Genomic DNA, 21,324 nt, shown 5'->3' with positions numbered 1-21,324 from the left:
CGGGGCTGATATGTACGACGTTAAAAACTTTATCGACGGCGCCTTTGTGGATGCCGAAAATGGCGCAACCTTTGACAAGGTTAGCCCAGCTACGGGCAAGGTGATCGGCAAAATCGCCAAAAGCAGCCAGTCGGATGTTGCCCGCGCAGTGCAGGCCGCCAAACGCGCGATGAACGGGCCTTGGGGAAAGATGCCTGTCGCCAAACGTTTGGAACTGCTGCATGCGGTTGCCGATGGGATCACCGCGCGGTTTGACGAATTCGTCGATGCCGAAATGGCTGACACAGGCCAGCCGCGCCATGTGATGGAACATGTGTTCATCCCGCGTGGCGCTGCGAATTTCAAAATCTTTGCTGATGTGGTGAAAAACGTTCCCACAGAAAGCTTTATGATGGATACGCCCGATGGGGACGGCGCGTTGAACTATGCGCTGCGCAAACCCAAAGGCGTGATTGGCGTGATTTCCCCATGGAATGCGCCGTTCCTGTTGATGACATGGAAAGTCGGCCCCGCGCTGGCCTGCGGGAACGCGGTTGTCGTCAAACCATCCGAAGAAACCCCCGCCACCGCAGCCCTACTGGGCGAAGTGATGAAAGAGGTCGGCATTCCTGACGGCGTTTACAACGTGGTTCATGGCCACGGCACCGATGCGGCGGGCGAATTCCTGACCCAAGATCCTGATGTGGACGCGATCACCTTTACCGGTGAAACCCGCACGGGCGAAGCGATCATGAAAGCCGCCGCGCGTGGTCTGCGGGACGTGTCGTTTGAACTGGGCGGCAAAAACCCTGGCATTATTTTCGCCGATTGTGATCTGGATGCGACCGTGAACGGGATTTTCCGTTCGGCGTTTTTGAACACGGGTCAGGTCTGTCTGGGGACCGAACGTTTGTATGTCGAACGCCCAATTTTTGATAAATTCGTCAACGCTTTGGCGGAGAAAGCTAAGGCTGTTAAATTCGGCGCGCCTGACGATAAAACCGCAAACTACGGCCCGCTGATTTCCAAAGAACATCAGGCCAAAGTGCTGTCCTATTATGACAAAGCCCGCGAAGGCGGCGCGAATATCATCTGCGGTGGCGGCGTGCCTGACATGGATGGCGATCTGGCGAACGGGGCCTTTGTCGAACCCACTATCTGGACTGGACTGGCCGAAGATCACCCCGTCGTTACCGAAGAAATCTTTGGACCGTGCTGTCACGTCGCGCCGTTCGATACCGTCGACGAAGTCATCGAACTGGCCAATGCGACGGACTATGGTCTGTCGACCACGATCTGGACAACGAACCTGTCCGTCGCGCACCGCGTCGCGGCCGAGGTTGAGGTCGGGATCACTTGGGTCAATTCATGGTTCCTGCGCGATCTGCGCACGCCATTTGGCGGATCGGGCCAGTCGGGTATTGGCCGCGAAGGCGGGGTTCATTCGCTGGAATTCTATACCGAAATGCGCAACGTGTGTATCAAACTATGACATTTCAAGGTGAAACAGCCGTATTGGTCGGCGCGACGGGCGATTTCGGGCGAGCGATTACGGCGCGTCTGACGGGATTGGGCATGACGGTGATCGCTGTTGGGCGTAGCCGCGACAGTCTAGATGCTTTGGCCGCTGATTTTCCGAATGTTGTGCCGTGTGTTGCGGATATCGCAGACGATAGCGCGATTGCGGATATTTCCGCAGCGCTGACTGGGCCGGTTCGCATGGCGATCCACGGGCCGGGACTGGCCGCGCCGGGTCATGTGTTGGACCTAGCGCCCGATGCCATTGCGCAATCGGTGAATATCAAAGCAGGCGGTATGATGCGGCTAGCTCGCGCGGTGGATGCCCATCTGGTACGCGGGTCGCGTTTGGTCGGCATCGCGGGGCATTATGGGATTGAACCCACCGATTATGCCTGCGCCGCAGGTATCGCAAACGCGTCGATTATCGCGCTGATGCGGCAATTGTCGCAGGCCTATGGCGCGCGGGGCGTTTCGGCGCATACCATCGCGCCGGGTCCAGCAGATACCCCCCGTTTGCACCGCATTGTCGAAGTGCGCGCCAAAGCCAATGATACCACGCCCGACCATGTGTTGGACGGTATGCGTGCGGAATCGTCGCTGAACACGCTGGTTGATCCCGATCAGGTGGCTTGGGCCGTTGCAACGCTATTGGCACCAGAGGCCGAGGCGATGACAGGCAATGTTATGTCATTGGATGGCGGGCGCCGCCATGGGACACCGTAAAGAGTAGGATTTGCTATGCCAGTCGTGTTTATGAATATTCCCGAACCGCATCTGTCACCTGATGTCGAAACCAATCTACTGACGCAGGCTTCACAGATTATGGCCGACTGCCTGAACAGCCCGATCGACCGCGTTCGTATTTACATCAAACCTTATGGTGAAACGAGATTTGCAACCGCAGGGCAGGTGGGAAAACCATCGCCGTTCTTTGAATTCCTGATCTTTCAGGGGCGACCGACGGAAACCAAACATGCGATTATGGCGCGGTTGACCGCACTGATCGCGTGCGAGACAGGATTGAATGCCGCGGACGTGCGCGGTGTGTGCCGCACCGTGTCGCCGGATGATTGGTGCATCGGTGGGGAACCTGCATCCAAAGTCCGCGCAAACCACATCGCAGCGCTCAGCGAACAGGTTTTCTAATTCAAACGGTCCAATCTGGCCGCCCGTCCGCCCCGCCGTTTTTTCAACGCGGGTTCGCGGGCGGGCAGGTCATCCATAATGGTGCGGCGTTCTGCGGGCGTCATGCGGGACCAATTGCCGATCTCGGACAGCGTACGAAAACACCCCGTGCAAATTTTTGCCTCAGGGTGGATGGCGCATAGTTTTTTGCATGGGCTTTCGATTTCGGCCCGTTTCCAGATATCGTCGGTCACTTTAGGCTCCTAAGTGGCGCAAACGGTCCAGCGCCCCTTGCAGGATATAGCCTGCCGCAACGTGGTCGATCACCTCGTCGCGACGTTTTCGGGACGTATCCGCCTCTAGCAATGCGCGTTCGGCTGCGACCGTGGACAGACGTTCATCCCAGAACGTGATCGGTATATCCGTCAGTTTTTCCAAATTTCGGGCAAAGGAGCGGGTGGATTGCACGCGCGGGCCTTCGGTGCCGTCCATGTTTAACGGCAGCCCCAAAACGATGCCCGCGATGTCGCGTTTGGCCAAGATCGCCAATAACTTTTCCGCGTCCACGCCGAATTTTTTACGCTTGATCGTCTCTAACGGGGTCGCAACCTGACGCATGCCATCAGACACAGCAACGCCGATTGTCACGGTGCCCAGATCTAGCCCGCAAATAGCACGGAACGGCGGGATCGCACCTGCAAATTCGTCAACAGTTTGTAGGATCATTCGGCGACTCCTGCGGATACAGCGGCGGGGCGGATGACATCCAGCGCGGTGTCATTGCCGGCAAAGTTTTGCTGTGCTTCGCCCCAAATGGCCGCAGCGCGTTCGGTGTCACCTTGCACGCCCAAGGCGCGGATCAACTGCGCCCATTCGTCTGGTGTTCCGCCTTCGGTTGCCAATCGCGCCATCAGCCCGTCGACCATGCCTTGGATCATGTTCGCTTGGGATTCGGCGTCCATTCCTGAAGCGTTTTCAATGTCTTGGGCGGTTGGCCCGCGCAGGGTGTTCACGGGCGGCGTGTAATCTTCGCGGCCTGCGTACCATGCCAGATCCATCGTGGTTTGTTGGACGTCTGCGATCCATTCGGCATCCGCCGGCGCGTTGCGCAGCAGGCGGTCCCAATAGACAAACGCCTGATCGGGGCGGCCGTTTTGCATGAACAACGCGCCAACCCAATATAGGCCGGTCAGGCTGTTCGGATTTTCATCCAAAATCACCCGTAGGATGCGTTCTGAATCGGCCGTCACGATCCCGCCCGCGGCAGAAATCATCAATTCGGCCAGCGCCTCTTTTTCGTCGATTGGGGCAGAGTTTCCGCCCAGCAACGTCACAATCTGGCCTTGGGCGCGCGCGGCATTTGCGGTGTTGCCCATGATGATTTCCATCCGCGCCAGATCGCGCAGCGCGGCCATGTCATCTGGGTTGTCCACTGCGTTTTGGCGTACACGTTCGACAGTGTCGCGCAGGTTGTCGGGTAGGTCGATGTCTTCGGCGGCGGGCTGTGCAGCTTCTGCCTCGACCTGTGTTGGGCGGTTGTCGTATTGCGTGCGGGCGTCTGCGATCCGCTGTTCGCGGGGCAGATCGTCTGCATTGGGCGCGCCCAGAACAGCGTATAGGCCCAAACCACCGGCAACCACCGCAGCCAACGACAGGACAGCCGCGCCGATCGCGACCTTGCGCGGCGTTTCACCGTTGTTATGCGCCGCCGTTTTATCAGCGGCCAATAGCCGACGTGCGACTTCGGTTTTGGCTTGTTCGGCTTCTTCGGGCGATAGGATGCCGCGATTTAGGTCGCGTTCGATTTCGGCCAACTGGGTTTTGTAGATGTCGACATCTGATGGGCCGGTTGTTTCCGTTTCATTTTTGCGGGCCAAAGGCAGCACCAACATGCCGCCCGCGACAAGCGCGAGTAAGGTAGCAATGATCCAGAACATCCATGCGCCTCCAATTGATGTGCCATGAATACCTAACGGTCATTTCACCGCGATTAAAGGCCCTGCGTCCGCATGACCCGATACCGATTTGGCGCGAACGGTTAATCTATGTCGCAAAGGTGCAATAATCGGGCGTGTCCAGTCGACATTTGGTCTGCGATTTTTTGCACTTAGGGGGAAACAGGGATGCCCGCGACCAACAAAGGGGATTCGCACGCATGAGACGCTATTCCGTATTCGCTGTAGCCCGAGAGGGTCTACGTTATCATTCTGGTTGGGAACGCGCATGGCGTTCGCCTCAGCCCAAGAAAAAATACGATGTGATCATCGTAGGGGCAGGCGGGCACGGTCTGGCGACGGCCTACTATTTGGGCAAAAATTACGGCATCACGAATGTCGCAATTATCGAAAAGGGCTGGCTGGGCGGCGGCAACACGGGCCGTAACACCACGATCATCCGTTCGAATTACCTACAGGACCCATCGGCAGCGATTTATGACAAAGCGCTGTCGCTGTACGAAAACCTGTCGCAGGACCTGAACTACAACGTGATGTTCAGTCCCCGCGGTCTGATCATGCTGGCCCAAACCCATCACGAGGTGCGCGGCTACAAACGGACCGTTTTGGCGAACCAATTGCAGGGCGTTGCGACCGAATGGGTCACGCCAGAGCAGCTGAAAAAATTGGTGCCGATCATCAACATCGACGGCCCGCGCTATCCTGTTATGGGCGGTCTGTACCAAAAACGCGGCGGCACCGCGCGTCACGACGCTGTGGCGTGGGGCTATGCGCGTGCCTGTTCCGACATGGGCATGGACGTGATCCAGCAGTGCGAAGTCACTGGCGTGCGCACCGAAGGCGGCAAAGTCGTGGGCGTGAACACCACCAAAGGCGACATTGATTGCGACAAACTGGGCATGGTTGTTGCGGGTCACACGTCGACCTTGGCCGAAATGGCGGGGTTCCGTCTGCCGATTGAATCGGTCGCGCTGCAGGCGTTGGTGTCTGAACCGATCAAACCTTGCATGGATGTGGTCGTGATGGCGAACACCGTGCACGGGTACATGTCGCAATCCGACAAAGGCGAAATGGTGATCGGCGGCGGCACAGACGCGTTCAACAACTACACCCAGCGCGGATCGTTCCACCATATCGAAGAAACTGTTCGCGCCTTGGTCGAAACATTCCCGATGGTCAGCCGTTTGAAAATGCTGCGTCAGTGGGGCGGTATCGTGGACATGACCGGTGACCGGTCTCCGATCCTGTCGAAAACCCCTGTCGAAGGCATCTTTGTGAACTGCGGCTGGGGCACCGGCGGGTTCAAAGCGATCCCAGGATCGGGTTGGGGCATGGCCGAATTGATGGCCAAAGGTCACAGCCCTCTGACGGCTGAATTCGACATGTACCGTTTCCGCGAAGGCAAATTCATCGACGAATCCGTTGCCGCGGGGGTTGCGCACTAATGCGGAACCTTTTCGCCCATACCTGCGTTGTACCTGTAACAAGTGATTTTACAGGAGATCAGCAATGGTTGACCAAACAAACAATTCGTCCGGCACAAACTCTGGCCTTGCGTTCATCGTGGGCGCATTGGTCGTTGTCGTCGCTGTTCTGGGCTATTTCGTCTGGACCGGTGCGGAACAATCTGACGACCTTACTATTTCCATCGATGGTGGCGGCACTGCCATGCAAGAAGCTGGCGAAGCCATCGAAGACGCCGTCGGTCAATAACCCTATTTTGCATTCCCGACTGTCACAGGTCGGCAAAGCCGCGCGCTTTGCCGGCCTGTTTTCGTGTGGATGGCCCAACACAAGGAACGCGACATGTTGATCCTTCATTGCCCTTATTGCGGCGTTCATGCCGAAGAAACCGAACTGCATGCCGGCGGCGAAGCGCACCTGAAACGCGCCACCATCGGCGACAGTGACGAAGCGTTCGAAGAATATCTGTTCATGCGCGAAAACAAAAAAGGCGTGCATCTGGAACGGTGGCGTCATGCGAACGGCTGCGGGAAATGGTTCCTGTGCGCCCGCGATACCGCCACGCTAGAGGTTTACGGCACATACCCCGCCCAAACCACAGAACCGCCTGCTGACATCGTTGCAGCAATCACCGCAAAACACCCCGGCTGGTCGTGGAAGGAAAAGGCATGAGCACCCGTCTGCAATCTTTGGGTCGAATGATCGACCGTTCGAAACCTGTCGAATTTACCTTTAACGGCAAACGTCTGCGCGGTTATCAGGGCGACACACTGGCATCCGCTATGCTGGCGAATGACCAGATGATGATGGGCCGTTCGTTCAAATACCACCGCCCGCGCGGCGTGGTCGCATCGGGCGCCGAAGAACCGAATGCCCTGTTCAACATGGGGACCGGCAACCGTTTCGAACCCAACCAGCGCGCCACCACCCAAGAGGTGTTCGACGGTCTGACGATCAAATCGCAGAACCATTACCCGTCGCTGGAATTCGATATCGGCGCGGTGAACCAGCTGTTCGCTCGCTGGCTGCCTGCGGGTTTCTATTACAAGATGTTCATCCATCCGCGTCCGTTCTGGAAATACGTCTACGAACCCTTCATCCGTCAATCGGCGGGTCTGGGTCAGGTGCCAAAAGAAAAAGACGCTGACACCTACGAACATTTCTATTTCTTCTGTGACGTTCTGGTTGCGGGCGGCGGCATCGCTGGTCTGGCTGCCGCGCTGAAAGCAGGCATCGAGGGTAAACGCGTTCTGCTGCTGGAACAAACCGCTGATTTCGGTGGCCGTGCCGTTGTGGACGGCGTCGAAATCGACGGTAAATCGGCGGCGGATTGGGTTTCTGATACCTTGGCCGCGTTGAACGCTATGGAAAACGTCACCGTGCGCAGCCGCAACATGGTCGCTGGCGTTTATGACCACGGTTATGTTCTGGGCTACGAACGTTTGACCGATCACCTGTCCGATAAATCGGGCCCGCGTCACCGTCTGTGGCGCATCCGAGCGGGTGAAATCGTGTCGGCCACTGGCGCGATTGAACGTCCTCTGTCGTTCTATGGCAACGATATTCCTGGCGTGATGCTGGCATCTGCCGTGCGCGATTACGTTGTGAATTGGGGCGTGTCTTGCGGTGATCGCACCGTTGTTGTCACGAACAACGACGATGCCTACCGCACGGCGATCACGCTGAAACAGGCGGGTCTGTCCGTGCCTGCCATCATCGACGCTCGTTCCAGCGGCGCTGGCCCCATCGCGGCCGAAGCTGAAAAGCTGGGCATCAAAGTGATGAAGGGCAAAGCCATCGCCAAGGTCAAAGGCAAAAAGCGTGTTACCGGCGTGCAGATCTGTCTGCAAGCGGGCGAAGGCAGCGTGATCGAAGAAATCGCCTGTGATTGCGTCGCGATGTCGGGCGGCTGGTCGCCTGTCGTTCACCTGTGGTCGCACTGCGGTGGTAAACTGACGTGGGACGACGATCTGTCGATGTTCCGTCCGAACCCTGCGAAACCGCCTTTGGGTGCTGATGGTCAGGCGTTTGTGTCTGTCGTCGGTTCTGCAAATGGTCACCTGTCGACCGCTGCCGTTCTGGCGGATGCGGGCAAAACCGTGACCACCAATGAACCAGCCGAGGCTGCGATCCAACCCGTTTGGATGATGCCACAAGGCGCGGGTATCAAACTGCGGTCCAAGGCGTGGCTGGATTATCAGAACGACGTCAAAGTGTCGGACGTTCAACTGGCCGCCCGAGAAGGGTACGAAAGCGTCGAACACACCAAACGTTACACCACGTTAGGTATGGCGACCGATCAGGGGAAACTGTCCAATATCAACGGTTTGGCAACCCTATCTGCCGCGCTGGATTCGACCATTCCGAATGTGGGCACCACGACGTTCCGTCCGCCCTATACGCCTATTTCGCTGGGCTCGATCACGGGTGTTGCGCGGGACGAATTGTTCCAACCTGTGCGTAAAACGCCGATGTTCAAATGGCACGACACCAACGGGTCCGAATGGGAACCTGTGGGCGGCCAATGGCGCAGACCATTTGCCTATGTTCAAAATGGTGAAGAAACCAAAGACGCCGTGAACCGCGAAATCCTGAACGCCCGCGAAAACGTGGGTCTGCTGGATGCGTCGACATTGGGTAAAATCATCGTCAAGGGCCCCGACGCGGGCAAATTTCTGGACATGCTCTACACCAACATGATGTCCAACCTAAAAGTCGGCAAATGTCGTTATGGCCTGATGTGCAATGAAAACGGGTTTCTGATGGACGACGGCGTTGTCATCCGTTTGGACGACGACACGTGGCTGTGTCACACCACCACGGGCGGTGCGGCGCATATCCACGACTGGATGGAAGACTGGCTTCAGTGCGAATGGTGGGACTGGAAAGTCTACACCGCCAACGTCACCGAACAATACGCCCAAGTCGCCATCGCTGGCCCCAAAGCCCGCCAGCTGTTGGAAAAACTGGGCGGCATGGACGTGTCCAAAGACGCGATCGGGTTCATGGAGTTCAAAGACGGCACTTTGGGCGGCTTTGACGCGCGTGTGCACCGTATTTCGTTCTCTGGCGAATTGTCGTTCGAGGTCGCGGTCCCTGCAGCCCAAGGCGCGGCATTCTGGGATGCCTTGCTAGAGGCGGGCGCAGAATTCGGCGTCATGCCATACGGCACCGAAGCCATGCACATCATGCGAGCCGAAAAAGGGTTCATCATGATCGGTGACGAAACCGATGGCACGATCATCCCGCAGGACCTGAACCTGCAGTGGGCCCTGTCCAAGAAAAAGGACGACTATCTGGGCAAACGCGCGCAGGAACGGTCGTTCATGGCATCGCCTGACCGCTGGAAACTGGTTGGTGTGGAAACGCTGGACGGTTCCGTGATCGAAGACGGCGCCTATGTGCCTGCGGATGGCAACAACCCGAACGGTCAGCGCAATGTTCAGGGCCGTGTCACATCGACCTATTATTCGCCGACCCTGAAACGCGGGATCGCGATGGCCTTGGTCAAAAACGGCCCCGACCGCATGGGCGAAGTGATCGAGTTCAACAAAGAAGACGGCACAATGGTCAAAGCCAAGATTGTTGATCCTGTGTTCTACGACAAAGACGGAGAAAAGCAGAATGTCTAACGTTGTAAGCGCTTTGAACGGCCAAGAGGCCAAAGGCGACGTCACTGTTCGTGAACTGGGTCTAACCGGCATGATCACCCTGCGCGGTGATTTCGAGGATGAAAATTTCGGCGCGGCGCTGTCCCAGATCACTGGGGCAGGGGTGCCGGATGTCCGCCATTTCGTACAATCGGGTGATCACACGGTGTTGTGGATGTCGCCTGACGAACTGCTGGTCATCCTGCCCTACGAAAAGGCGGTGGAAACGGTCGCGGCCTTTGATGCGGCGCTAAAGGGCACCCATTTTCTGGCTGTGAACGTATCGGATGCGCGCGCGTTGATTTCCATTTCGGGCGATTACGCGAACGAAGTCTTGGCCAAACTGTCGCCCGTTGATCTGTCTGCGGATCAATTCACGGCTGGCATGGTGCGCCGCACGCGTCTGGCGCAGGTTGCCGCCGCATTCTGGATGCTGCCTGATGGGTCGTATCACCTGATGTGTTTCCGTTCGGTTGCGGATTACGCATTTGGCCTGTTGTCCACATCGGCCAAGGCGGGACCTGTTAACGCGATCTAAAAAGTAAAGCAAAAATTCTACAAAACGCCCTGTGACATGACTGCCGCAGGGCGTTTTTCTGTTTAAACTGTCAATTGATCGACAGTTATTTGCGCGATACCTTTAAACCAACAATTAAGTTGGGCCGTTTATTGCAAGGTGGACCCGACAATGAGGTAGAGTAAACAATGCGGATCACATCCGTCACGCCTATGAAAAACGAGGCCCCATTTCTGTTGGAATGGGTCGCATACCATCGTTTGATTGGTGTGAACGACATCGTCGTATTTACGAACGATTGTACGGATGGCACCGACCGCATGTTGGAACGTCTGGATGAATTGGGCGAACTACGTCATTTCACCAACCCATCCTTTTTGGTCGAAGGTGCCAAACACCACCTGACCGCCATTCGGTATTTCAACAAACTGATGCGCCCGTCACGTTCGGATTGGGTTGTCAGTTTTGACGCGGATGAATTTATGTGCGTCAACGTCGGCGAAGGTCGTCTGACAGACCTGTTCAATGCAAAGCCGGACGCCAATGTGTGGTCGCTGTCTCAGCTGAATTTCGGGCACGGCGGCGTCACCGAATACCGCGACGCACTGGTCACCGATCAGTTCCGCTATTGTTGGCGTGATGGCGCACCGTATCATGTGGATGCGAACCGCCGCGGCGCGAAAACTCTGACCCATACATCATCGGAACCGGTGGAATGGCACAACCATTCCCCAGTGTTCGATGAGGATAAATTGCGGCTGGCTCGCATTCATAACGGGTCAGGCGAACGTCTGCGCCATTTGGATTTGCGCAAAGATGTCAAACATTTGGATTATCCGTACTACGGCTATGGGATGGTGCAGTTGAACCATTATGCCTTGCGGTCCATTGACAGCTATCTGCTAAAGGTCAGCCGCGGAAACGCCAACCACGCGCAAGCGAACTATGGTTTGCCGTATTGGCGCCGCTATGATCGCAATGATCAATACGACGACAAAATCCTGCGCTGGACAGACCGCATTGCGGAAAAACGCGATGCGTATCTACAGGATCCTGAACTGCGTGATCTGCATCAGGCCGCCGTGGCCAAGGCGCAAGACCAAATCGCAGCAGCCAAGCAGACTCCAGAAGGTCAGCAGCTGATGAAACGTTTGAACCGCTATGTGAACAATCATCCGGGCGTAATGCTGGATGATGGCGACGATCTGCGGGTCACAGGTTAATCGATGCGCATTACGTCCGTCACCACAATGAAGGACGAAGCCCCATTTATTCTGGAATGGGTCGCCTATCATCGTTTGATTGGTCTGAATGACATCTTGGTGTTTTCGAATGATTGTTCGGACGGCACAGATGACATGCTGGATCGTTTGGACGAACTGGGGTTGGTCCGCCATTTGCCCAACCCGTCGATGTTTACGGGAAACCCCAAACATCACCTACAGGTCGTGCGCTACATCAATACGTTTTCACGTCTGCGCAAATCCGACTGGGTGACCAGTTTTGATGCCGATGAATTTATCTGCATCAATACAGGCGCGGGCAGGGTCGAAGATTTGTTCAACGCGATGCCCGATACGGATGTCTGGTCCATGTCGCAGCTGAATTTCGGTCATGGCGGCGTGAGTGAATATTCCGATGCGCTGATGGGCGAACAGTTTCATTATTGCTGGGATAACCATTCCAATTTCTTTACGCGGCAAAACAAACGCGGCACGAAATCGATGACGCGCATGGCGGCAAAGCCCATCGAAATTCACAACCATTCTTGTGTGTTTGACCCCGCTGCGCAGGACACATTGGTGATGCGCAATGGCAGCGGGACACGGATCACCGACGTTGATCTATCCCGCGATGTCAAAAGCCTGCTACACCCGAACTATGGGTTCGATCTGGTGCAGTTAAACCATTATCCGCTGCGGTCGATCGACAGTTTTTTGTTGAAACGTATGCGCGGAAACGCCAACCACGACACTGCGGATTATGGCATAAAATACTGGCGCAAATACGATTTTAACGTTGTTCGGAACGACAATATCGCCCGCTGGATGCCCGAAGTGCGCGCAATGCGCGATGATCTGCTAAAGGATCCAGTTCTGGGGCCTTTGCATCGCAGCGCCGTGGATAATGCCAAAAACCGGATCGCTGCGCTGAAACAGAACGATCATGTTCAGGGATTGATGGCGGCCATCAATCGCTATGTTCGCCGCAATCCCGGGATTTTGCCTGGGGCCTAGGGGTAGATTTCCGATGCTGGGCGGCATTCGTCGACCCAGTCGTTATTGTCGGCATAGCCCAGCGTTATCAGCGCCTGACCGAATTCCCGCACATAGATTTCTGCAACCTCGCGCGGCAATTTTGTTTTCCATTGCGCGGGTTTGCCCGATTTTACGTGCTGTTTGACATTGGCTGCGCGGTCTTCGGTGTTGGCAGCACCGCCAAATAGGCTGTGGTCCCAATAGTATTTAACCACGCCATCGATATCGAACCCTTCGACGCCCATCTTTTCCAAAGCGCTGCGGAAAATCGCACAGTCGGTGTCGTTAACCACGTCTTCGAATTTCAGATCGACGACATGGCGATGCCCATAGGGCCAAACCAGCATTTCCAGCACGGTTTCACGGTGTTTGTTTTCCATTTCAAACAGCATTTGGTCCACGACCGTTGGCAGGCTGTTGATGTGTTCCTGATAGGTCTTTCCGCCCAGATCGTCACGCGCAACCCGCAGGAATTTTTCGTTCCCCAGCGGAGCCGTCAGGTGATACCGCGCGCCTGAAATCAGAATGTCGCGCGGGTCGCGGATGATGTGCAGAAAACGGGCCTGCGGCGCGTCATAGAACGGAATGGGAAACAGCGAATTCCAATGCACCACCAGCGCCGGACCTGACGCGGGCAGGGTGGATAGCTGTTTTCCGTTGTACCCACGCACCACCGGAATGTTGTTGTCGGTCGCGTATTTGTGGAACGTGCGGCGCATCCAGACAGTGCCCGTTTTGTGATGCGTGCCAACACATAGAAAACGGGGCGCTGTCATTTGTCTTTCTCTTTTTCGTTTTGTGGAAATTTACCAGTATCCACAAATTCACGATATTCGGGCACCTCTAGCTGATAATTCAGCACCAGACGGGACGCATGGATACAGGCGCGGTGCAATGCAGCCAGATCGGCGTCCTGCAGCCAGTCGTCCATAATAGCGCGGATTTCGGCTGTTTGAATGCTGGAATCTTCGTTCGCATTCAGATCGTATTTGTCCCAATATTCGGTATCGATACGATCCTTGTTTTTGGAATTGGCCGTGCCGCGCAGACGTTTCAGCAGGAAATCTTCGCGGCTTTTGATCGCGTAGTGGTTCACTTGGGCATAGTCGTAGCCCAATGTGTCTTTGCCGAACCGCCACCCGCCCTTGAGCGTTTTGTGCGGCATGTCCTTGCCTGATGCGTTGACCCATTTGATCTGGCCTTCGGGCATGTCTTCCCATTTGTGCAGTTTGGGACGGTGCACACCGAAATAGTCAAACTTTTGCGGACGGAACAGGGTTTTGAACCCCCAAACCAGCCCGTTTTCAGGCGCGTCAAAGGTAGAGCCACGGGTGAACCGTTCGGTCACCAAACGGTTCGGGTCGAAATCTTTTTCGCCGCAGGACCCCATCAGGCGCCAAGGGATCGAAATTGCATCCGCTGGGCCGCAGGCGTCATGCAGCGCAGCCAAGGAATGATCGCCCACTTTGACGTTCACAAATTCATCGGCATCGACAATCAGCGCCCAATCGTGTTCGCGCACCCATTCGGTGCGGTTGGCACGGCTATAGGCGGACCGCTGCGGGTCCATCCGCGGGCCTTGGGGGTTATCAAAGTGGCGTATGATGCCCAGTTGGTCCAGACGGTTCAGCATCAAATTGGTGCCGTCTGTGCAGTCGTTGGAAAACAGCAGGAAACTATCAACCCCGATCGATTTATGATACGCGAGCCATTCCAGCAGGTACGGCCCTTCGTTTTTCATCGTCGAGATAAGGACGGTGCTTTGGTGTGCCATCTTTCGCTTTCAATTCTCGGGGGTAGGGGCGTCTTTGGGGGCGCTGTCGTCGGTTTGATCTGCCTTGGCTGCTGACGCCTTTAGGCGCGCAACGGATTGTTTCAGCAGTGGGACGCCCAGCTGAGCCGCCTCTGGGCCGGACATGAACGGATTGTCGTCCAAGGTCATGGCTTTTTCGGTTTGCGCTTCGCGTTTTTCGGCGGTTTCGGTGTCTTCTTTGACCGGCTCGCCTGCGCCTGCAGCCTGTTTCAACGCCGCGCGGGTTTCGCCTTTTTTGGCGGTCTGCGTTTGCGTGATCATTTTGGCGATGGTTTTATCGGGCACGCCTTGGGCTTGCAGTTCTTTGACCTTTTCCTGCCAAACCTTTGGAAGGTGCTGAATGAACAGAACCTCGTCCAGTTTGTCCAATGGGATCTCGGACGCTTTTTTCAGTTCGTCCACCCATTTTTCATATTCGCCCGACGAATGTAGAACCTTTACGCGGTTGGCGTGGAATTCCAGCGCCTTGTCCTGCAATTCGCGCATGATGGGGTCTTCTAGGATGCGCTCCATCTTTTTCTTAACGCCGCGCAGATGACGGTGAACGTTGGTCACCTCTAGTTCGTTGCGGTCGAATAGCGCAAAATAGGCTTCGTTATATTTGTCGGGTTTGTTGTTCACGTTACCGCGCACGCGGCGCAGCAGGTACGCTTCGTACGATTTTACGGCGTAGTGGTTCAGTTCAACCAGTTTGTAGCCCAGCGTCGGTTTCGTCGAACGCCAGCCCGATAGCGAAAATTCGTCGGGCATCCGTTCGCCCGATCCGTTCACCCAAACCTGATCGTACAGCATTTTGGCGCGTTCAGGTTTTTGTTTCGCACCTTTGACGTGCGGGCGGTGAATGCCCAGTTTCACGTCAGGGTAGGGACGGAACAGCGTTTTTACGCCCCAGCCTTTTTTGAATTTATCCGGCGCGGCGCGGGTATACATTTCGGACACCAAACCGGGGTTCCACGGCGTTAAACCGCTGGACCCGAAAAACCGCCACGTGATTGCCATGGCTTGGGCTTCTTCGGGGATGTGTTCGACAAGATCGGAAATGCGGCCTTTGCCACATTTGACCGACAGGAATTCATCCGCGTCCATGGTCAAAATCCATTCGCTGTCCATCACCTCTTCGTTTTGGGTGGCCAGCGCCAGCGCGTTCGGCTGTGGTTTTTTGCCTTCGGGGACGTCGTTGCGGAAATGTTTACACCAGCCCAGTTCCTGAAGGCGGATCAACATATCGTCGGTGCCGTCGCCGCAGTTGTTGGTGTAAACGCAAATGTTATCGAAACCGATGTGATTGTGGAACGCGACCCATTCTACCAAAGAATGACCTTCGTCCTTCATCATCGAAAGAATTGTATATTTATGTTTCGGAGCCATAGCTGCCTGTCAATTACCTGCCTGTGTGGCGTCGTTACGCCCTATCTTTGCAATGCAGCATAGCGAACGCCCGCCATAAGTCCACCTGTGGCAGCGAAATGGGGTTGACGTTCCGGCTACATGCGCTTTGTTACAACACAACTAAAACAAACGAACAAAAGGAATTTTCAAATGGCTTTTGAACTCCCTGATCTTCCATACGCACACGACGCACTGGCTGCCAAAGGCATGTCGGCAGAGACCATGGAATACCACCATGATATCCACCACAAAGCCTACGTCGACAACGGCAACAAACTGATCGCCGGCACCGAGTGGGAAGGCAAAACGATGGAAGAAATCATCGTTGGCACCTACGACAAATCGGCAGTTGCGCAAAACGGCATCTTCAACAACATCAGCCAGCTGTGGAACCACAACCAGTTCTGGGAAATGATGGGTCCAAACGGCAACGCAATGCCAACCGAGCTGGAAAAGGCTCTGGTTGAATCGTTTGGTTCGGTTGACGAATTCAAATCGCAATTCTCGGCTGCTGGCGCTGGTCAGTTCGGTTCGGGCTGGGCGTGGTTGGTCAAAGACACCAACGGTTCGCTGAAAGTCACCAAAACAGAAAACGGTGTGAACCCACTGTGCTTTGGTCAGACTGCTCTGCTGGGCTGTGACGTTTGGGAACATTCGTACTACATCGATTTCCGCAACAAACGCCCTGCTTACCTGACCAACTTCTTGGACAACCTGGTAAACTGGGAAAACGTTGCAGGCCGCATGTAATTTGCGCGACAACGATTAACGTAAGGGCCGTCCGTTTGGGCGGCCCTTTTCGTTTCTCGCTAAAGTTTTACACGGTTTCGCCGTTGCAGGTCCCGACAGGCAATCAGACACAGGCGGGCCAATGCGTCGATTTTTACGTGGGATTATCCTAAATTACTCTGCTTTGGCGGTGTTTTTGCTGGTGGGCGGTGTCCCGTTGGTTTTGGCTGCGATTTATGCAGGGTTGTTCGCGTTAGATCGAACGAACGATCTAGAACGCGTTCACAATCTGGGCGACGCGTACGAAGTGTCGGCCATTTCGGTCAACTTGATCCATGAATTGCAAATCGAACGCGGCGTGTCTGCGACGTTCCTTGCCTCTGGCGGGACAGAGTTTGGTGCCCGCATGGATGAACAGCGCGCGAAAGTTGATGAACTGCGTGTTAGTTTTGAATCGGCGCTGTCTGCAATTCATTCCGACAGCCCCTTCCGCTCTGCCTTTGTTCAATCGAATGACCTGATGGCCCTGCTGGACGAGGAAAGAGGCCTGATCACAAACCAGTCGGTCACGGTGGAAGAGGCCGTCGCCGTCTACACGGACATCATCGAACAGCTTATCCACCAGATCGACATGACTGCGGTGGATGATTTTTCCAACCTTGTCCACGCAACGGTCGCATTTTTGCGCGCAAAGGACAGCATGGGATTGGAACGCGCCGCTGCCGCAAGAATTACCGCCGCAGGTGAAATCACGGACGCAGATGTGCGCCGTTTGGTTACCTTGGCCACGGTCCAAGACATCTATTTCGCGGATTTCGTCCGGTATGATGATGATATCCTTCAGTCATCTTATGACCGCGTCGATAACGCCTTTGAAACGACCAAGGTATTGCGACTACGTGATCGTATCCTGTCCGGAGACATTGAAAACCTGCGCGCCGCGTCTGTTTTTGCGGATTATAGCAGCCGTATCAATCTGCTGCACCGTATCGAATTGGATCTTATCGACAGTCTGCAATCGTCGATCGGCGTAAAGCTGGCTGAAACCCGCGCGTCCCTGTTCCGCGTTCTGACGTTGTTTGTTGTGACATTGATTTTCTGCGGACTGATGGTTTGGGGATTGGGCCGGATCAAAGCGGGCATTCTGGCGGAAATCGTGTCTGCATCGAAACGCATGATCGATGGCGATCTGGATGCGAAACTGCCCAAAGCAGGGCGCAATCAGTTGTCGGATGTAATCCGCACCATTGCGATTTTCCGTGATCGGACCCGTGATGCGCAGGCGGCTATGCAGGCCGTGCTGGACAAAGAGGCCGAAGCCTTGGCATCGCTGCGCGACGCGACAGAAAAAGGCAACGAACGCTCTGCGCGTATAGCGCAGGATCTGGAACGCACGGCGCAGTCGACTGAACAATTGGCTCAATCTGTTCAGAACGCTGTGGCCAACACGGATATGGCGAACGGCTTTGCCGGTGAAATGCGTGTCAAAGCGAACGAAGGCACCAAAGTCGTCAGCGATGCAATCGAAGCGATGGACCGTATCCGTAATGCATCTGACAAAATCACCTCGATCATCAAAATCATTGACGAGATTGCGTTCCAGACCAACCTGCTGGCCCTGAACGCAAGGGTCGAAGCCGCCCGCGCAGGCCATGTGGGGCGCGGTTTTGCTGTGGTTGCAACCGAAGTTCAGCAATTGGCTGCGCGTTCGGCAAAAGCTGCGGGCGACGTATCCAGCCTGATCGAAGAGGCCGCGCATGAAGTGAAAAACGGCGTCAAAATCGTAGAGGCAAGCGGCGAAACATTGGCCGAGATTTCGTTCGGTGCGAATGAAATTGCGCAGTTGATTGAAACCGTCACCCAGATGTCGCGCCAACAGTCCGAGGCGCTGGACGAAATCAATCAGGCGACCAACCGTCTGGACGCAGAAATGCGGACCCTTTCGTCTGATCGATCTGCCGCCTAATCAAAGGTATTATGCGGGGTTGTATGCGCCCCGCATACATGTTCTGTAAGGGGGGCAATCCCATTCAAGGTGCACCCCATGGCAGAGCAGAATAAAGGGCTTTTGGCTCTGGTGACGGCCACCGTTATCTGGGGCCTTTCTTCGCTGTATTATGCGCAATTCCGGCACATGCCCCCGATCGAGGTGCTGTGCTATCGGTCGTTGTGGTCGCTGGTGTTTTTCGGCACCATTTTGGTGTTTCAGGGGCGCATTGGGCAGCTGTGGCAGGCCGTGAATTCGGCACCGAAATTGGGCATCGTGGCTGCTGCAGCGCTGTTGATCGCGGCGAATTGGTTCGGTTTTATCTTTGCCATCAAATTCGGCTACGCGGTCGAAGCATCGCTGGGCTATTACATTTTCCCTATCGTCGCAGTGCTGTTGGGCCGCGTGTTTCTGGGCGAACGGTTGTCGATTTGGCAATTATGTGCAGTCGGATTGGCAACGGCGGCTGTTATCATCCTGACGGCTGGATTGGGCGTGCCGCCATGGATCGCGCTGGGGTTGGCGGGGACATTCGGGATTTATGGATTGATCAAAAAACGGATCACCCTTGGCCCCGTTGTGTCAGTCACAGCCGAAGTTTTGGTGCTGGCGCCAATCGTTATCTTTTATTTGGTGGTTTGGGGCGAACGGGATCTGTCGCTGTGGACCCATGTTTTGCTGTTCGGGTCGGGCCCGTTGACGGGCGTGACGTTGGTGTTGTTCGCCTATGGCAGTCGCCGCGTCGCATTGTCGACGGTCGGGATCATGCAGTACATTAACCCGACCTTGCAGTTCATCATTGCGACCACGGTTTTTCTGGAACCTTTCACCGTCTGGCACAAAATCGCGTTTGCGCTGATCTGGACCGGTGTTGGTATCTACAGCGTGGCCGCGATCCGTCAGGACAGATCAGCGCGCAAAGCAGCCTCTAGGGATGCGACGTCGGGCACGGTTGTGACATAGTCCAACACGTCTTGGCCGGCGAACCCTTCGGCTACCACATGCGAAATCAGCCCGACCAACGGCTGCCAATACCCATCGACGTCCAGCAAATAGATGGGTTTGCTGTGTAGGCCCAATTGGCGCCATGTCAGGACTTCGAAAAACTCATCCAATGACCCGCCGCCACCAGGCAAAACAACGATGGCATCGGCGTTCATAAACAACACCTTTTTGCGTTCGTGCATCGTTTCGGTGACGATAAAGCTGTCCAGATCGCGTTTGCCGACTTCGCGTTCGAACAGGTGGATCGGGATCACGCCGAATGTTTTAGCGCCCTTGGATTGTGCCGATCGCGCCACGGTACCCATAAGGCCCACATCACCCGCGCCATACACCAACCGCCAATCGTTTCTGGCCAACATTTCGCCAGTGTCCACTGCGGATTGTTCATACGAAGGACGCAGACCGGACCGTGACCCACAATACACGCATACTGATTTCATACTTTCGGATGCCTTTTATGAATGAACATATCTTTGACCCTGCATAATCGCGTTGCTAAGGTCGGACAACAATTGATGCCGCATAGCGGCAAAACGCTGCGAAAAGGGGACACCGTGGCGAAATTACTAGGAATGAATGCGACCGCTGTTGTCGTTGGTGCAGGTGTGGCTGGCATGGCCGTGTTGGGCGTTTTGATCGCCAATCCACCAGCGCCCACCGAAGAAACAGTAGCCGAGGTTGCCGAGGTTGCCGCTGTTCAGCAGACGGACGACACTGCGATTGTTCAGGCAGAACCTGATCCCGTGACAGCCGACGCGGACGACGTCCAGCGGCCAGCGCCCAAATTCGATACGGTGCGGATTGAACCCGATGGCACCGCGGTGATTGCGGGACGGTTTGAAGGCGGCGGCGATGTTGCGATTTTGCTGGATGGACAGGTGATCGAAACGGTGATCGCCGGACCTGATGGCGCGTTCGCGGCGTTCTTTACGTTGCCTGCTGCCGCTGAAACGCGGATCCTGACTTTGCTTGGCGCTCCCGATGGGGATGCGGTCAGCGCGGCAGAAACGGTGATCGTTTCCCCAACGGTCATGCCAAGCGCTGACGGTGTCGAGGTTGCGCAGGCGCCTGTTGACGAACAGCCCACCGAACAGCCCACGGAAATGGCCCCAGAGCCGACAACAGAACCGGCCACCGCCGAACAGCCCGAGGTCGCTGAAACGGATGTGCGTGAACTCACTCAGCCGGAACAGACCACTGATTTGGCCGCCCAGATCACCGATAACACAGCCGAGGTCGCCGTCGAAACCGCCGAGGCCCTCATCGACATCGTCACCCCCGCGCCAGAGGAAACCGACACACCCGTTCAGGCGGAAACAGACCCCGCACCAACGGTCGACATCGCGGAACAAAGCGTGGAACCGCAGCAGCCTCAGATCCTGATGGCGAACGAAGACGGCATTCGGGTCATCCAACCCGCCGAAACTGCGCCCGAGGTGATGTCGGTCGTGTCGTTGGACACGATTTCCTATGATCCTTCGGGCGATGTCGCCTTGGCTGGGCGGGCGACATTCCCCGGATCGGTGCAAATCTATCTGGACAACAGCCCGATCAAATCGACTCCCATCGCCCCGACAGGGGATTGGTCGATCACGCTGCCGAATATCGAAACGGGTGTCTATACCCTGCGCGTTGATGAAATCGCCGAAGACGGCACCGTGCGCAGCCGCATTGAGACGCCGTTCAAACGCGAAGAACCGCAAATCGTCGCCGAAAGCATCGAAGCAGAGGTAAACGAGGACACTCGGATCACGTCGCGGACCGTCCAGCCGGGCAACACGCTGTGGGCGATTGCACGTGAAACCTATGGCGACGGGTTCCTGTACGTTTACGTCTTTGATGCCAACCGCGACGATATTCGCGATCCAGACCTGATTTATCCGGGTCAGGTGTTTGTTTTGCCGGAAATTGACGGCTGATCTCTGGTCATTG

General features: G+C 55.8%; 21 protein-coding genes. 14 read left to right on the top strand and 7 right to left on the bottom strand.

Going from position 1 to position 21,324, the window contains the following annotated elements; genetic code table 11:
- The first annotated feature begins 10 nt into the window (after positions 1–10).
- From ACXAGA_RS11265 to ACXAGA_RS11255, 3 genes are read left to right on the top strand one after another with little or no spacing between them, the layout of a single operon-like run.
- Positions 11–1,471: a 2-hydroxymuconic semialdehyde dehydrogenase gene (locus ACXAGA_RS11265; RefSeq protein ID WP_475117572.1), complete on the top strand. Its 1,461-nt coding sequence runs from the start codon at positions 11–13 to the stop codon at positions 1,469–1,471.
- Positions 1,468–2,223, top strand: coding sequence for an SDR family NAD(P)-dependent oxidoreductase (locus ACXAGA_RS11260; RefSeq protein WP_475117571.1), 756 nt, complete (start codon positions 1,468–1,470; stop codon positions 2,221–2,223). The genes ACXAGA_RS11265 and ACXAGA_RS11260 overlap by 4 nt, the downstream gene beginning before the upstream one ends.
- 15 nt (positions 2,224–2,238) lie before the next feature.
- Positions 2,239–2,646 carry a tautomerase family protein gene (locus tag ACXAGA_RS11255; protein ID WP_475117570.1) on the top strand — a complete coding sequence of 136 codons (408 nt, stop codon included), beginning with the start codon at positions 2,239–2,241 and terminating at the stop codon, positions 2,644–2,646.
- Here the strand turns inward: ACXAGA_RS11255 and ACXAGA_RS11250 are convergent.
- From ACXAGA_RS11250 to ccmI, 3 genes are read right to left on the bottom strand one after another with little or no spacing between them, the layout of a single operon-like run.
- A complete protein-coding gene (locus tag ACXAGA_RS11250) occupies positions 2,643–2,879 on the bottom strand; it encodes a DUF1289 domain-containing protein (RefSeq protein WP_475117569.1) in 237 nt (78 codons plus the stop codon). The two genes, ACXAGA_RS11255 and ACXAGA_RS11250, sit on opposite strands and share 4 nt — an antisense overlap.
- A 1-nt stretch (position 2,880) precedes the next feature.
- Entirely contained in the window at positions 2,881–3,351 is a 471-nt protein-coding gene (ruvX, locus tag ACXAGA_RS11245) for a Holliday junction resolvase RuvX (protein ID WP_475117568.1), read from the bottom strand.
- A complete protein-coding gene (gene ccmI / locus ACXAGA_RS11240) occupies positions 3,348–4,562 on the bottom strand; it encodes a c-type cytochrome biogenesis protein CcmI (RefSeq protein WP_475117567.1) in 1,215 nt (404 codons plus the stop codon). Before ccmI ends, ruvX begins: the two co-directional genes overlap by 4 nt.
- Positions 4,563–4,780: 218 nt before the next feature.
- Here ccmI and ACXAGA_RS11235 point away from each other — a divergent pair, with 218 nt between their 5' ends.
- The 7 genes from ACXAGA_RS11235 (at position 4,781) to ACXAGA_RS11205 (ending at position 12,448) form a co-directional block, all read left to right on the top strand.
- Positions 4,781–6,025: a sarcosine oxidase subunit beta family protein gene (locus tag ACXAGA_RS11235; RefSeq protein WP_475117566.1), complete on the top strand. Its 1,245-nt coding sequence runs from the start codon at positions 4,781–4,783 to the stop codon at positions 6,023–6,025.
- Between the two features lie 64 nt (positions 6,026–6,089).
- On the top strand, positions 6,090–6,293 hold the full coding sequence (locus ACXAGA_RS11230) for a hypothetical protein (RefSeq protein WP_475117565.1): 204 nt from the start codon (positions 6,090–6,092) through the stop codon (positions 6,291–6,293).
- Between the two features lie 93 nt (positions 6,294–6,386).
- Positions 6,387–6,716 carry a sarcosine oxidase subunit delta gene (locus ACXAGA_RS11225; RefSeq protein WP_475117564.1) on the top strand — a complete coding sequence of 110 codons (330 nt, stop codon included), beginning with the start codon at positions 6,387–6,389 and terminating at the stop codon, positions 6,714–6,716.
- The gene (locus ACXAGA_RS11220; protein ID WP_475117563.1) at positions 6,713–9,676 is read left to right on the top strand and encodes a sarcosine oxidase subunit alpha family protein; all 2,964 of its coding nucleotides are present in this window, start codon (positions 6,713–6,715) and stop codon (positions 9,674–9,676) included. Before ACXAGA_RS11225 ends, ACXAGA_RS11220 begins: the two co-directional genes overlap by 4 nt.
- The gene (locus ACXAGA_RS11215) at positions 9,669–10,232 is read left to right on the top strand and encodes a sarcosine oxidase subunit gamma (protein ID WP_475117562.1); all 564 of its coding nucleotides are present in this window, start codon (positions 9,669–9,671) and stop codon (positions 10,230–10,232) included. Before ACXAGA_RS11220 ends, ACXAGA_RS11215 begins: the two co-directional genes overlap by 8 nt.
- 167 nt (positions 10,233–10,399) lie before the next feature.
- The gene (locus ACXAGA_RS11210) at positions 10,400–11,434 is read left to right on the top strand and encodes a glycosyltransferase family 2 protein (protein WP_475117561.1); all 1,035 of its coding nucleotides are present in this window, start codon (positions 10,400–10,402) and stop codon (positions 11,432–11,434) included.
- Positions 11,435–11,437: 3 nt separating this feature from the next.
- Positions 11,438–12,448, top strand: a complete 1,011-nt coding sequence (locus ACXAGA_RS11205; RefSeq protein ID WP_475117560.1) for a glycosyltransferase family 2 protein — start codon at positions 11,438–11,440, stop codon at positions 12,446–12,448.
- Here ACXAGA_RS11205 and ACXAGA_RS11200 read toward each other — a convergent pair.
- From ACXAGA_RS11200 to ACXAGA_RS11190, 3 genes are read right to left on the bottom strand one after another with little or no spacing between them, the layout of a single operon-like run.
- Complete coding sequence (locus tag ACXAGA_RS11200) at positions 12,445–13,245, bottom strand: hypothetical protein (protein WP_475117559.1); 801 nt, start codon at positions 13,243–13,245, stop codon at positions 12,445–12,447. The genes ACXAGA_RS11205 and ACXAGA_RS11200 overlap by 4 nt on opposite strands.
- A complete protein-coding gene (locus ACXAGA_RS11195) occupies positions 13,242–14,243 on the bottom strand; it encodes a glycosyltransferase family 2 protein (RefSeq protein ID WP_475117558.1) in 1,002 nt (333 codons plus the stop codon). Before ACXAGA_RS11195 ends, ACXAGA_RS11200 begins: the two co-directional genes overlap by 4 nt.
- A 9-nt stretch (positions 14,244–14,252) precedes the next feature.
- Positions 14,253–15,650: a glycosyltransferase family 2 protein gene (locus tag ACXAGA_RS11190; protein ID WP_475117557.1), complete on the bottom strand. Its 1,398-nt coding sequence runs from the start codon at positions 15,648–15,650 to the stop codon at positions 14,253–14,255.
- Positions 15,651–15,821: 171 nt separating this feature from the next.
- Between ACXAGA_RS11190 and ACXAGA_RS11185 the strand changes: the two genes are divergently transcribed.
- The 3 genes from ACXAGA_RS11185 (at position 15,822) to rarD (ending at position 19,350) form a co-directional block, all read left to right on the top strand.
- Positions 15,822–16,421 (top strand): superoxide dismutase, encoded by a 600-nt coding sequence (locus tag ACXAGA_RS11185; protein WP_475117556.1) that lies wholly within the window; start codon positions 15,822–15,824, stop codon positions 16,419–16,421.
- A gap of 121 nt (positions 16,422–16,542) precedes the next feature.
- Complete coding sequence (locus ACXAGA_RS11180; protein WP_475117555.1) at positions 16,543–18,366, top strand: methyl-accepting chemotaxis protein; 1,824 nt, start codon at positions 16,543–16,545, stop codon at positions 18,364–18,366.
- A gap of 78 nt (positions 18,367–18,444) precedes the next feature.
- Entirely contained in the window at positions 18,445–19,350 is a 906-nt protein-coding gene (gene rarD / locus ACXAGA_RS11175) for an EamA family transporter RarD (RefSeq protein ID WP_475117554.1), read from the top strand.
- Here the strand turns inward: rarD and ACXAGA_RS11170 are convergent.
- Complete coding sequence (locus ACXAGA_RS11170; protein WP_475117553.1) at positions 19,287–19,832, bottom strand: LOG family protein; 546 nt, start codon at positions 19,830–19,832, stop codon at positions 19,287–19,289. The two genes, rarD and ACXAGA_RS11170, sit on opposite strands and share 64 nt — an antisense overlap.
- A 114-nt stretch (positions 19,833–19,946) precedes the next feature.
- Here ACXAGA_RS11170 and ACXAGA_RS11165 point away from each other — a divergent pair, with 114 nt between their 5' ends.
- Positions 19,947–21,311 (top strand): LysM peptidoglycan-binding domain-containing protein, encoded by a 1,365-nt coding sequence (locus ACXAGA_RS11165; protein ID WP_475117552.1) that lies wholly within the window; start codon positions 19,947–19,949, stop codon positions 21,309–21,311.
- The last annotated feature ends 13 nt before the right edge of the window (positions 21,312–21,324 follow it).

The organism is Marivivens sp. ABH4_498 (assembly GCF_056160585.1).
This window is presented reverse-complemented; position numbering and strand designations above follow the sequence as displayed.